12 protein-coding genes are annotated in these 13,038 nt (G+C 37.8%); 9 read left to right on the forward strand and 3 right to left on the reverse strand.

Going from position 1 to position 13,038, the window contains the following annotated elements; genetic code table 11:
• Nucleotides 1-63 precede the first annotated feature (63 nt).
• The 4 genes from LW728_RS18455 to LW728_RS18470 all read left to right on the forward strand — a co-directional run bounded on the left by LW728_RS18455 (nt 64) and on the right by LW728_RS18470 (nt 3,846).
• On the forward strand, nt 64-1,614 hold the full coding sequence (locus tag LW728_RS18455; RefSeq protein WP_287723767.1) for a type IV secretory system conjugative DNA transfer family protein: 1,551 nt from the start codon (nt 64-66) through the stop codon (nt 1,612-1,614).
• Nucleotides 1,615-1,749: 135 nt separating this feature from the next.
• Nucleotides 1,750-2,574 carry a hypothetical protein gene (locus LW728_RS18460; RefSeq protein ID WP_287767592.1) on the forward strand — a complete coding sequence of 275 codons (825 nt, stop codon included), beginning with the start codon at nt 1,750-1,752 and terminating at the stop codon, nt 2,572-2,574.
• Nucleotides 2,575-2,626: 52 nt separating this feature from the next.
• The gene (locus LW728_RS18465) at nt 2,627-2,917 is read left to right on the forward strand and encodes a nucleotidyltransferase family protein (RefSeq protein ID WP_287767593.1); all 291 of its coding nucleotides are present in this window, start codon (nt 2,627-2,629) and stop codon (nt 2,915-2,917) included.
• A 164-nt stretch (nt 2,918-3,081) separates the two neighbouring features.
• Entirely contained in the window at nt 3,082-3,846 is a 765-nt protein-coding gene (locus LW728_RS18470; protein ID WP_287767595.1) for a hypothetical protein, read from the forward strand.
• A 157-nt stretch (nt 3,847-4,003) separates the two neighbouring features.
• Here LW728_RS18470 and LW728_RS18475 read toward each other — a convergent pair whose 3' ends face one another.
• From LW728_RS18475 to LW728_RS18485, 3 genes are all read right to left on the reverse strand, one after another.
• Complete coding sequence (locus LW728_RS18475; RefSeq protein ID WP_002800553.1) at nt 4,004-4,273, reverse strand: DUF4351 domain-containing protein; 270 nt, start codon at nt 4,271-4,273, stop codon at nt 4,004-4,006.
• 59 nt (nt 4,274-4,332) lie between these two features.
• Nucleotides 4,333-5,430: an RRXRR domain-containing protein gene (locus LW728_RS18480; RefSeq protein ID WP_002800554.1), complete on the reverse strand. Its 1,098-nt coding sequence runs from the start codon at nt 5,428-5,430 to the stop codon at nt 4,333-4,335.
• A gap of 176 nt (nt 5,431-5,606) precedes the next feature.
• Complete coding sequence (locus LW728_RS18485; protein WP_287723365.1) at nt 5,607-5,810, reverse strand: hypothetical protein; 204 nt, start codon at nt 5,808-5,810, stop codon at nt 5,607-5,609.
• A gap of 702 nt (nt 5,811-6,512) precedes the next feature.
• On the opposite strand from LW728_RS18485, the gene cbiD reads away from it, so the two are divergent.
• The 5 genes from cbiD (at nt 6,513) to LW728_RS18510 (ending at nt 12,863) form a co-directional block, all read left to right on the forward strand.
• Nucleotides 6,513-7,640 carry a cobalt-precorrin-5B (C(1))-methyltransferase CbiD gene (gene cbiD, locus LW728_RS18490; RefSeq protein ID WP_287664654.1) on the forward strand — a complete coding sequence of 376 codons (1,128 nt, stop codon included), beginning with the start codon at nt 6,513-6,515 and terminating at the stop codon, nt 7,638-7,640.
• Nucleotides 7,641-7,780: 140 nt separating this feature from the next.
• Nucleotides 7,781-9,406, forward strand: a complete 1,626-nt coding sequence (gene guaA, locus LW728_RS18495; protein ID WP_287664657.1) for a glutamine-hydrolyzing GMP synthase — start codon at nt 7,781-7,783, stop codon at nt 9,404-9,406.
• 88 nt (nt 9,407-9,494) lie between these two features.
• On the forward strand, nt 9,495-10,736 hold the full coding sequence (locus tag LW728_RS18500; protein ID WP_287767597.1) for a DUF262 domain-containing protein: 1,242 nt from the start codon (nt 9,495-9,497) through the stop codon (nt 10,734-10,736).
• A gap of 13 nt (nt 10,737-10,749) precedes the next feature.
• Complete coding sequence (locus LW728_RS18505) at nt 10,750-11,388, forward strand: HEPN domain-containing protein (RefSeq protein WP_287669139.1); 639 nt, start codon at nt 10,750-10,752, stop codon at nt 11,386-11,388.
• 194 nt (nt 11,389-11,582) lie between these two features.
• Nucleotides 11,583-12,863, forward strand: coding sequence for a DNA cytosine methyltransferase (locus tag LW728_RS18510; RefSeq protein WP_287669142.1), 1,281 nt, complete (start codon nt 11,583-11,585; stop codon nt 12,861-12,863).
• Nucleotides 12,864-13,038 lie beyond the last annotated feature (175 nt).

Consider the following 13,038-nt stretch of genomic DNA (forward strand, 5'->3'; position numbering starts at 1 on the left):
CTCTTGAAGCTAATTATGATGATTATCTTGAAAAAAAATGATAATTAGACAGAAGTTCTCTATGTGAACAAGAGAACTTTATCTTCTTTTGTTTTCAAAATGAGAATTGCTGCGGCAAAAGGATTAGGATGGACATTAAATCAAGGGTTTAAAGGCGGAAATCGTCTCCTATTCGGAAAAAAATTGCTAATTTTAGGGACAGGAGAATCCTTAAAACCGGGGGTTAGTTACAATGAACTTTATGATTACTCGCAAACTGCTAATAAACAAGAAGCTAGTAATTTGGCGTTAGGAAATGCTAATAATGGCGACTTTTGGCTCGGAAATTACGTCGAAATTAGTAATAATAGCTGTAATCGTCGTCGGGATGTTTGGCTTCCTCATGACTATCTTCATCAACACTTATTAATTGTTGGCCCAACAGGGGCAGGAAAAACGGAATTTTTGCTTAAATCTGCCGAAAATTTAATGAATATTAGTAATTTAATTGTGGTTGATGCGGCGGGATTTTTGAGCGCTCGTCTGTTCCCTATGACACAAAAAACTGGCTCTCGTTTGATGACGTGGGATATTAGTAATCGGAATCATCGAATTGTCTGGAATTTCCTAGAAGAATTGGAAAAATACGGTACAGAAAAGGAAATTAGAGCATTAGCGGAGGCCTTATATGGCGATATCAATGATAATGATCAAAATGCTGCTTTTTGGGTGCGAGATATTGGCTGGTTAACCGCTATTTTAGGAGTAGTTGTCAGCGCACGCAAGCAAAATATTGTCAAAATTAAACCGAGTGAATTACCCGAATTATTAGTAGATCGAAATGGAATGAGAGCGTTATTACAACATTGTTTTCCCAATCCTTATATTATGGCACAATGGGAAGCTAAGTTATCTTATTTAAGTTTACCTGATGATCGTTTTGGCTTAGATATTAGTTTTTTATTGAATAAATTAACACCTTTCCAAGATAGAGATGTTAAGGCGATTTGTGACGGAAAAAGTGATCTTTATTTATTATCAAGTTTTAATGGCAAAAATCGTCATACATTAGTCATTGGTCAAAGTTTAGCCGATGGAAAATTTGGTTCAGCTTTAGCTGCGGTTATGATTCGTTATTTAATGAATGTGATGTATCGTCGTTTAAGAAACCCTCAACATAACTGGATACCCACTTATTTTATCTGTGATGAAGCAGCACGCTTAAAGAATCTTGATTATGAAGAATTAACCGCTATTGGACGCAATGCTAAAGCAGGAGTTGTCTTGATGTGTCAACACATTGATCAATTTTCTGATAAAACTTTACCTGCTTTAAATAATTGTCGAACTCAGATATTTTTACAAGGAGTTAGTCATAAAACGGCTGAATGGTTAAGTCAACAATTAGGAGAATATTCTCGTCAAATAATTACAATGGTAAATCAAGGTGTAGTCGGCGCAAATCCTTTTGGTCAAAGAAATGTAGGATTTGAAAGGATTCCCATTTTAGGTATTAGAGAGATTACCTCTCATCCCTATGCTAAACTCAGAAGTAATCGCAGTGCTATTGTTAGAATTAATGCGTCTAATAGTCCAGTAACTAAACCTTTTTTAACTGATTATTCTGTTAAGTGAAAGATGAAAATGGTAAACTTAAGACATAATAGTATTATGTCCCTAACTATATCCTTTGTTAGGATTAAAGTTGCTGGGGTTAATTGTCCAGTTATTCAACCTTTTTAAACACATTATTTCTCTGAGGTAAATGTTATGACTATTATCATAGGTATAGGTTCTTCTGCAGCAGGATTAAGCACTTATCTTGCGACTTTAGCTTATCATCAAAAACATCAGGTAAAATCTTTAAAGGTCTTATCTTGTCAAGTAACACCGATTAGTGCGGATGAAAGAAAATTGAGTTATAAGGCAGAAAACATTTTAAAAGAGCAAGTGATGTTAGAAGTAACAGAATTTTACGATAGCTTTTGCTATCATCCTTTATATAGTTTTACTATTACTCTGGAAATAAAAGGATTATTTTGGACTAAAAATACAGAAAAAGTTTCATTTGGTATCTACGATATGCCAGATAATCTCTTGAGAGATATTAAAGAGTTTTCATCATCTCATAGCTTCACAGAATATTATGATGATTTATTTAGTGATATAGGTGAATATTTCTTACCAATAGATGGAACATCTCATCGAGAAGATGAGGTATATGCTAAGTCTTTAGAAAAATTTACCACAGATTTAACACAGCGGAACCCGCAAGGTTGTCGTATCGCTTTTGCTGTCACGAAATGTGATTTATCAGAACTTTGGGTTAATCGAGATGATCCTCGTGGTCTGGTACAAAGACGCTTTCCTAAAATGTATGCAATCCTAGAAAATTGGACTCAGGAGGACAAGGGAAAAGTTGAATATTTTACCACTTCATCCTTCGGAGTATTTGGTAAATATTGTGAACCAAATTCAATTATTATATCAAAAAGTAAACGGGGAACAATGGCCGTGATTAGAAATCATCAAGAATGGCAACCTTTTGGACTAATTGAACCCTTATATTGGTTATGTACGGGTAAAATACTATAATTATTGTAGAAAAAACTCATCTTGCTTAAAAAATATTCGGGAAATTATAAAAATGAAACGCTATCAACTTCTTCAAGAAAAACGAGAGAATATTATAAAAATTGCTCGAAAACATGGAGCATTTAATATTCTCATATTTGGATCAGTTGCCAGAGGAGAAGACAGCAATGACAGTAATATTGACTTTTTAGTAGAAATGGAACAAGGGCGCAACTTATTAGATAGAATTGGTTTAATTCAAGACTTAGAAGATTATTTAGGCTGTAAGGTTGATGTGGCTACTATTAACAGTTTACGAGATTGTTTTCGGGAAAGAATCATGAAAGAGGTGATTCCTTTATGAATGATGACTTAATTTATTTAGGTGATATTTTAGATAGAATTGAACGAATCGAATCTTATACACAGGAGAGAAAAGACAGATTCTATCAATCTTTATTAATTCAATCATCAAATTATTGCCAATGAAAAGAATTACAATTAGTTGACAACATGGAGGTTAAACAAGTGAATCAAATTATTTGTATCGGCGATCGCATTGCAGGAAAAACACATCTTTGTCTAGAAATTCTTAATCCTAATGGTCATTATATCAAAGTTGTAGAACCCGATTATAAATTCATGAAATCTTTTATACTTGACGATAGAGGAATTACAATAGCCGGAACAAGAAACGGAGGAAAATGCGGGTTTTCTGAAACATATATGGAGTTTAAGGCTTATTTAACAGCTGGTCTTCAAACAATTGACTTAGATATAATTGATACATTAGGAGAAATTTGGCAAAAATCTTGGCAAGATGTTCATGATGAGATGTGGCAAGAAACATTAAATAAAATTCAGACAGCAGATGCGGTTTTAGTTATTTTAGAACCTTATCGAGAGATTATTAATCCTGAAAAAGACAATCTAGATCATTTTATTACTCGTCAACAATGGATCAAAAGATTTGAAAAATGGGTTGACTTTTTGCTCAAAGAATGCTCTCAAGTTTCTCACTTATTAATCTGTTTAAATAAAGTGGATCTCTGTCCGATTAATCTCACGGAAGAAGCTAAAAAACTAGCTTATGATCCTCATTATCAATACCTTAATTGGCAAGAAAAAGACAGTTATGTTTATCATCGTTATTTTACCCCCGTACAGTCTCAAATTCAACGACTAAATCAGCATCGAAAAAAGGCTGCACGTTTCTTTATTACTAGCATTTATCAGCGAGATTTACTAGAACTTCCGTTAATTTATATCAGTAGTTATGTAAATTTCTCTTAATTATTTCAAGACAACTTTATTATACAATGCTATAGGCGATCGCTTTGATTTAATTCCTCAAATATAGCGTTATTGGTTGTGTACGGGTAAAATGCTATGATCAGGAAAGAAAATTTTCATCAATGACAAGTATTATTTATTAGATTGCAGGGTGTAACTATCTAATATTTTTTTTATTTTCTTCAAGATAATTAAACCAGTTAATTAAATCAGATTGAGAGGTAAAATCTAATAAAGCTTCTCCTAAATCTTCTAATTGTTCTAAAGATAATTCTTGAATTTTGTTGACCCAATCAGTTGAAATATTACCAACTCGGCGATTAATTTGTTTAAGAATTAGATTGGCTTCGCCTTTTTTAAAGCCTAAAATCTCACCTTCTGTGATTCCTTTAGCGAGAATTTCTTGATAAATAACCGATTCCTTCATCGAAAAAATGGGTCTGAAACCCCGCCCTTTAGCGATAGCGGAGGGCGGCTTTATACAAGTTAGTGAGAAACAATTAAACCGTTAGAACGACGAATTAACTGAATCTTGCTAACAGCTATTTGTCCCAATCGTTTCCAACTGGTATCGCTTACAGATAGCTGTTTTTCGGTATCTCCACTAACATAACCAATCCCTTTGGGAGAAGAAACTAAATCTCCTTTACGGAACCCATGTCTTGTGGTAGAGCCACCATATTTACGTCGTTTACCACCCTTAGAAAAAACCATCAGGTGAAGTTGACGACGACTAACAGGAGGACGTTTGATGACAGCAAAGGGAGCGTTTGTTACTTTAACATAACCCTTCCAATCATATCCATGTCCATTAGAAGTATGGAATGGCAAATAATCTAAAAATTGAAAACAGGCAAGAGCAATTCCATCGTTAGCATGACTTTCGGGTGATTGTTCTGCTTTATTTTTAGACTTTTCTAGTCGCAAATGTTTTCTGAGATTAGAGGTTTGCCAACCAAAGCGAGTATGGACTGTTGCCAATTGAGACAGTTGCTCAATAGCCCATTTTTGTCCAACCATAACCGGCGAAAAACCTTTTCCAGACTTAGCTCCTTTTCTACCGGAAGTTAGATCAATATCGGCTTTGATGTACTCAAAATAAATATCGGTAATTGGATAGATTTTGGTTAGTTCGGAAACGACTCGAAGTTCAAGTTGACGATTAGCTCTGATTGAGGGGGATAATTTTCCTTGTCTTCTATTTGAAAATCGTTTTTGTCGATGCGCTCTTAGATTAAAAGGAAGTTGGCGGTTAATCCGTCTTCCTCTACGTCCTCTTCGCATTAACCGTCTATTGTCCATGCGCTCTTTTACTCGTTTAAAAGGAAGTTCTAAGTGAGCCTTCCAAAGAGTAAAAAGAGAGGATTGAACGCCAATTCCAGAGAATAATTTACCCGGGTCAATACCAATGGCAATCGGTTGGGTTTTACTATCGGAAGGTTCATCGGTTAGCTGGACATAGAAAATACCTAAGTCGTTGAATTTACCGATAGCTTTTCCTTCCTTAATCCACCGTCTGGCCCGACTGGGTTTAGTGGGCATCAACGGCTTTCCGTCTTTTGAGATAACAGGAACTCTTGCCATGGAGATAATCCTTAAGAGTGAAGTTAAAGTCCCTTACCGCAACACAATCAAGATGTCTTGTCTAACAACGCTTTACCAATAAAGCTGAGAGGTAATCCGAACTAGGGAAGTATTCGGAAGTCTGTGCCAGATTGTGTCTCAATGCGGTAGTCTCTACTTGCGTCGCCTAAATTGGTCTAGGCAAGCCCCGTCCCTTTTAGGGCGGGGTTAGTGACAATTTCCTCCTTGAGTAATCTTTTAATGATAGATTGATTTAAAACTAACCCTGCAATAATACCAGTTGAGGCAGCAATGTTATTTCTCTCTATGTTATCAGAAATTTTTTCAATTTGACGAGCTACTTGTTGTAATACTTTTTCTGGATTATCAGTTTGAGACAACACCGCAAACGGAAGTAAACCTGATACATCTAGAAAAGTTTCACTGGGAACTTCCCAGAGTCTAACTACATTATAACGATGTTGTAGTTCTAATAACTCAAAGGTATTAATTTTGACAGCAGCAGATTGATTTTTTTCTCAGATAAATAACCACTTGATAAACTCTTTTTCGAGGAAACCGACGATAAATCCTCAGACGATAATCAGCCATTCTAAAAGGAATATCTTCTTTCGGATCTGTCTGAAATTTGATGTGAAGAATTAAGTCTTCTGATTGTAAAAAAATCAAACTATCTACTCTAATTGGATCTATCAGTAACTCAGTCGGTTCCAACTCGGTTAATGTAATCGGTTCTCCGATTAACCAAGTGGCTATATCCCTTGAAAAAAGTGACGCTAAGATTCGACAAACATTATCATACATTCTTTCATCATATCATAAATTAGTCTCATTGTAGAATTTGCCATCTCAATTGTTAAGCAACAATCGACCAAATAAGTCGAGTTTTTAACTATTCTAATTGCTAGTATCCCTTAAAATTCTTATAGGCAAGTGTATCACAAAATTGGCCAATTGCCAATAGCGTTTGACATCCTCTGCACCCAGGGTGAGGATGTCAAACAATCATCAAAAATAGCAGAGGTTGCCCCTTAGTTATATAATGAGATCACGGCTAATTTGATTGGCTATCGACCCTATTCATGTCTATCTCCCCACCCCGTTCCGGTTACACTTTACCGGTTTTTGCCTGTGCCAGTGCGATCGCATCTCTCCAGCATCTCCACGGCGAAAATGAGCTAAATTCCGTTACTTTTAATCTTTTAGAACCGCCAGAAGCCGTTACAATTGCCATCGAACAAGTTGCCCGACTCAACCCCGATGCTGCCCTAGCCATCACCCGCAGCGATCCGGGGGATAATTTAGATTTAACTAGAAATACCCCTATATGGGCGTTAGTAGAAAGAAAAAAGGGTAATCAAGAGATAGAGATTCAAGGCGGCGAAGGAATCGGCCTACAGGTTGATAATGGCGGAAAATCAGCTATTTATAGTTATGCCCAGCGTCTGCTGCAAGAAAACCTCAGACCCCTGTTACTGCCCCAAGAAAGCATCAAAGTGACGATTATTCTTCCAGAAGGCAAAAAACTGGCCACAAGGACTTCTAACGCCGCTTTTGGGGTAGTAGAGGGGTTATCTTTGTTGGGTACCACTGGCATTTCCCAACCCCTGAGCGCCCCCGGACAGTTGGAAATCTTTCGCGAGCAATTAAAAAATTTATCCCTTCGTTTTGATCGCTTGGTGTTTTGTATCGGGGAAAATGGCTTAGATTTAGCCCCTCAAATGGGTATTAATCCTGATATTTTGGTAAAAACAGCCAATTGGATCGGGCCGATGTTATTAGAGGCACAATTACAGGGAATCTCTGAAATTCTTTTGTTTGGTTATCACGGTAAATTAATTAAACTTGCCGGGGGAATCTTTCAGACTCACCATCATCTGGCCGATGGTCGTCGGGAAATTCTCACCGCCTACGCCGCTAAAATGGGTTTAGCTACCCCCCATCTCCGGCAAATTTTTGACAGTAGCACCAGCGAAAACGGTCTGGAATATCTGCGTCAATTAGACCGGCAAACGGGCGATAATTGGGTGGAACGCATCTATGGAGAAATGGCTAATACTATAGATCGCCGTTGCCAAGAATACGTTTATAACCACAGTAACGGTCATCTTGGGGTCGGTTGTATTTTATTCGATCGCTCTCGTTCTTTGATCAGCAAAAGCGAAAATGGCCTTAAATTTTTGCAAAATCTACCAGTTACTCCCCAGTGACCGTGCTATGATCGTGGGAATATTTAGTCTTAAAAAATGAAACTAATAAGGCTAAACTATTCTAGCTTATTTTCAGAACAATAGCCGATTTAGTTCACAAATCTTTAACCTTTTCCTGCCAGTTTCTTTTTTTGATCGTAGTGACAACTCAAACCCCCCTTCCCACCCCCCAAGAGACTTTGCCCTCAGAGTCCTTCACTAATAGCCTTAATCGTCAAATAATCATCATTCTTGACTTTGGCTCCCAGTATTCTGAATTAATCGCCCGCAGAATCAGGGAAACGAACGTTTACTCCGAAGTTCTCTCCTATCGTACCAGCGCCGAACAATTGGCCCAAATCAACCCGAAAGGAATAATTCTTTCGGGCGGTCCCAATTCCGTCTATGATCCAGGGGCGCCTCACTGTGATCCCGAAATTTGGAATTTAGGTGTACCCATCCTCGGAGTTTGCTACGGGATGCAATTGATGGTACAGCAGTTAGGGGGCAGGGTAGAACGGGCAAAACGGGCCGAATACGGCAAAGCATCCCTATTTATCAACGATCCTACCGATTTGTTAACCAATGTCGAGGACGGTTCCACCGCTTGGATGAGTCACGGGGATTCCTGCGTGGAATTGCCATCGGGTTTTGAAATTCTCGCTCATACCGATAATACCGATTGTGCGGCCATTGCCGATCACCAGAAAAAACTCTTTGGAGTGCAGTTTCACCCGGAAGTTGTCCATTCTGTGGGAGGAATCGCCTTAATTCGCAATTTCGTCTATCATATCTGCAAATGCGAACCCACTTGGACCACGGAAGCTTTTGTCGAGGAATCGATCCGAGAAATTAGGGCAAAAGTGGGCGATAAGCGAGTTTTATTGGCTTTATCTGGCGGTGTGGACTCCTCTACCTTAGCATTCCTCTTGCATCGAGCGATCGGTGATCAACTAACCTGTATGTTTATCGATCAGGGATTCATGCGTAAGGGTGAACCAGAACGATTAATGCAGATATTTAACGAGCAATTCCATATTAGAGTCGAGTATGTCAACGCTAGAAAGCGATTTTTAGCGCAAGTGGCCGGTGTCACCGATCCCGAAGAAAAGCGCCGTCGTATCGGCCATGAATTTATTCAGGTGTTTGAAGAAGAATCGAATCGTTTGGGACCCTTTGATTATCTGGCCCAAGGAACTTTATATCCCGATGTGATTGAATCGGCCGATAGTAATGTGGATCCCAAAACCGGGGAAAGAGTCGCGGTTAAAATTAAAAGTCATCATAACGTTGGTGGACTGCCGAAAAATCTCCGGTTTAAATTAGTCGAACCCCTGCGAAAATTATTTAAGGATGAGGTGAGAAAATTAGGTCGATCAATCGGTCTTCCGGAAGAAATTGTTCGTCGTCAACCTTTCCCTGGCCCCGGTTTAGCGATTCGCATTTTAGGGGAAGTCACCGCAGATAAATTAAATATTTTGCGCGATGCAGATTGGGTGGTGCGCGACGAGATTAATAAGCAGGGAATGTATCACGATTTCTGGCAAGCTTTCGCGGTTTTATTGCCTGTCCGCAGTGTGGGAGTAATGGGAGATCAACGTACCTACGCTTATCCTATTGTCCTACGTTTAGTCAGCAGTGAAGACGGAATGACTGCCGATTGGTCGCGGGTTCCCTATGATTTATTGGAGACAATTTCTAATCGCATTGTCAATGAAGTTAAGGGAGTTAACCGCGTGGTTTATGATATTACTTCTAAGCCCCCCGGAACTATAGAATGGGAGTAGTATTGAATTATTGATTGATTGTTATTCCCGTCCAAATATTGGGGCGGGATTTTTGCAGAATAGACAATTGAGGAGATTAATTACTACCATGGCACAGTTAGAGATGTTGGAAGAAAGAGAAGAGGTGGATTTTGCGGAAGAAGAAGAAGATATTGAAGGAGAATCAGCAAACCAAAAAAAGCTACAACTCAAAGAAATCTCCGAGACTGTTGTTGCCAGCAGTGATTGGACTACCGCAACGATCCGCGATCAATTAATTCGAGAAAATATTCAACTTAATCCGCGCTTTCAAAGACGAGATGCTTGGAATATTACTCGTAAAAGTCGATTTATTGAATCCCTAATTCTAGGGTTTCCAGTCCCACTGATTGTCTTAGCTGCTAATAATAAGGAAAAAGGTAAATTTATCGTTCTTGATGGCAAACAACGCCTACTAACAATTTTACAGTTTTATGGTGACAGTGACACACCTAATAATAGTTTTACTTTAAAAGATTTAGAATTTTTAGATAATCTCAATGGCTGCCAATATCAAGATCTAAAAAATGACGTCAATTTAAATGATTTCTTAGACCAACTGGATAATCAAACTATCCGCACGATTGTTATCCGTAATTGGAAAACGGAGAGTTTCCTCCATAAAATTTTTCTGCGTCTCAATGTGGAAAATACCCCTTTGTCTTCTCAAGAATTAAGACAAGCATTACACCCAGGGGGTTTTATTAATTTTTTAGATGATCGAGCGATCGAAAGTCAAGCATTAAAGAAAATATTTAAATCTTCCTATCCCGATTTCCGGATGCGCGACACTGATATATTATTGCGTTATGTAGCTTTTCATTATTATTTATCCGATTATCGCGGTGATCTTAAAAAATTTCTTGATAATGCTTGTGTTTCGCTTAATGCTCGATGGGATCAAAACTCAGAAGAAATCAAAAATATTATTGATCAATTTGAAAAAGCTGTCCAGACAACGATTAATATTTTTGGAGAGAAAAACTTTTCCCGTCTCTGGCTGCCTGAATCGGCAACTTATCGAAGTCAGTTCAATCGAGCAATTTTAGATGTGATGGTTTTTTACTTTTGCGATGATCTAATGAGAGCAGCTGCCGAGACAAACAAAGAACAGGTAGAAGAAGCATTTAAAAGTTTATGTCGTACTGCCGTTGATCGATTTAAAAATGCTGTATTAATTAGTACAAATACTAAACAATCAACCTATGATCGTTTTCATTTATGGGGTCAAGCTTTATCAGAAGTATTAGATATTAACTTCAATATTCCTCAGATGGAAGACAATCGTATTATTTTTAAGGGGTTAAGATAGTTGTTTTTTTACTATGCCGAAATCTCTAAGATTTAGACAACTAACCAAAGAATTAAATCGACTCAAAAAACAATTCCTACCTCGTAAATTCAGCGAGATAAATGACTATTCTGAAAGACAATTAGCTTTAACTTTTGCCTATCGAGTTTTTGCTCATGCTGAGATTGAATCTTATCTTGAAGATCGAGTTTGGGATACAGTACAGACAGCAAAAAATATCTGGGATAATCAAGGTAAAGCTGGTCGAGTTTTGTTATGTGTAATCGCTTTTTCTGGTCAAGAAATGGAAAATCCTCCCGACACCCTTACTCCTCTTAAAGGTAACAAAAATGTCTCCCTAGACAAACTGAAAATAACTAAAAAAATTGACATAGTGATTAGATGTTTTAAATCAGTTATCGATCAAAATCATGGGATTAAAGAAACTAACCTATTAAAATTACTCTTACCAATCGGCATCGATAGTGATGACTTAGATCAAGTTTGGTTACTAAATATGAATACTTTTGGAAAAGAACGCGGTGAAATCGCTCATTTTTCGGGAATAAAAACGAAAAAAACGCCTAACCCTGCCGACGAATTAGAAAGAGTTAAACAAATTATTCAAGAATTAGAGAAAGTCGATCAATTGATTACTAACTTGCTCAAGTAATTGCACTCTTAATAAAACTTAAATTGTTAATTATATCAGAAATACAGTATAATAAAAAGCAGAACGTAGGTTGGGTTGAAGCATGAAACCCAACACCCGCATAGTTTACGCTACCGCTAACCCATCCTACCAATAATTGTGCCTCCCTACTTACAGTATAATAAAAGGCAGACAATAGAGAGCTAATCATCAAAGTGAAACATAGACCAATTGCGATCGATTTATTTGCCGGCTGCGGTGGGATGTCCCTTGGTCTAGAAGCGGCGGGATTTGATATTGCTGTAGCGGTGGAGTTTGATGCAGTCCATTCCTTGGTTCATCATTTTAACTTTCCCTATTGTCAAACTATTTGCCGGGATATAGCCAAAGTAACAAGTAGAGAAATATGGGAATTATTAAAACTAAAAGGCTATGCCACCGATGTTAGTTTAATTGCCGGCGGTCCCCCCTGCCAAGGTTTTTCACTGATTGGTAAACGACAAATAGATGATCCTAGAAATTCTCTAGTATTTGAATATCTGCGAATTGTAGGGGAAATTAAACCCAAGTATTTTATCTTTGAAAATGTCCCCGGCATGGCGACGGGTAAACATAAACAATTTTTAGAGGAGTTAATCTCTGAATTTGAAGCTATTGGCTATGCAATCAATCAGCCAATTAAAATCCTTGATGCCAGTGAATACGGCGCACCACAAAAGCGCAGAAGATTAATCTTAATTGGTAGTCGAAAAGACGTGACGATGGCTAAATATCCCCTGGCAAAGACCGTAGATTTGAACTCAGCCAAAAAATCAGCTTTTACCAGCGTCTATGATACGATTTCAGATTTAGAATTAATACCGGCTTTTATCGATACTGATTTAGGCATACCTGCATCAAAATTAGATTATAGTGGTAAGAGGAAAAAATATTCAGTGCAGCCAGGGGATATTTTTAAACTTTGCCATCAAAGAACAGTAGATACAAAAATCTATGGACATATAGGCTCAGTTCATACCCAAAGATCAATTGATAGATTTATCGTAACCGAACCGGGTACAGTGGAACCAAAAAGTCGCTTTTTCAAGCTTTCTCCCACTGGTTTATGTAATACTCTCCGGGCCGGAACTAATAGTGACAAAGGGGCCTATACTGCTCCTAGACCCATTCACTATTCTATTCCTCGTTGTATTACTGTACGAGAAGCCGCCAGATTACATACATTCCCCGATTGGTTTCAGTTTCACCGCACAATATGGCATGGTTTTCGTGAGATTGGTAACGCGGTTATTCCGCTATTATCGAAAGAACTTGGCTCTTCTGTGATGGGAGCAATGAATATCAATACCGCTAATCTCAACCGAGTTATTTTAGAAAAAATGCCCGAAGACTTATTGCTATATAATATGTCTCAAGCATCAAACTATTGGGGAATCTCTGACGATGTTATCCCGAAAAGAAAACGAGGTGTCTCTCAGAGGCTGTTCGGTATTTAAATGAGGCTCTTCCGAACTTGTCATGTAAAATTAAAGAAAAAACAGACAATTATTGCTGACTAATAAAACAATAATTTATCTTTAAAAGCTGACTATGCTTGCAATACAGCAATTTATTGGTTAAAATATAGACAGCCAAGACCAGCAATTTTAGACACAAGCTATACTTATGCCA

The organism is Microcystis sp. 49638_E5, assembly GCF_021300285.1.
Lineage (GTDB): Bacteria > Cyanobacteriota > Cyanobacteriia > Cyanobacteriales > Microcystaceae > Microcystis > Microcystis aeruginosa_C.

Bases quoted from the DNA above. Each gene is read 5' to 3' on its own strand.
- LW728_RS18480 (WP_002800554.1), bottom strand. From the start codon at position 5,430: ATGGCAAGAGTTCCTGTTATCTCAAAAGACGGAAAGCCGTTGATGCCC.
- LW728_RS18460 (WP_287767592.1), top strand. From the start codon at position 1,750: ATGACTATTATCATAGGTATAGGTTCTTCTGCAGCAGGATTAAGCACT.
- LW728_RS18475 (WP_002800553.1), bottom strand. From the start codon at position 4,273: ATGAAGGAATCGGTTATTTATCAAGAAATTCTCGCTAAAGGAATCACA.
- LW728_RS18500 (WP_287767597.1), top strand. From the start codon at position 9,495: ATGGCACAGTTAGAGATGTTGGAAGAAAGAGAAGAGGTGGATTTTGCG.
- LW728_RS18505 (WP_287669139.1), top strand. From the start codon at position 10,750: ATGCCGAAATCTCTAAGATTTAGACAACTAACCAAAGAATTAAATCGA.
- LW728_RS18465 (WP_287767593.1), top strand. From the start codon at position 2,627: ATGAAACGCTATCAACTTCTTCAAGAAAAACGAGAGAATATTATAAAA.
- cbiD (WP_287664654.1), top strand. From the start codon at position 6,513: ATGTCTATCTCCCCACCCCGTTCCGGTTACACTTTACCGGTTTTTGCC.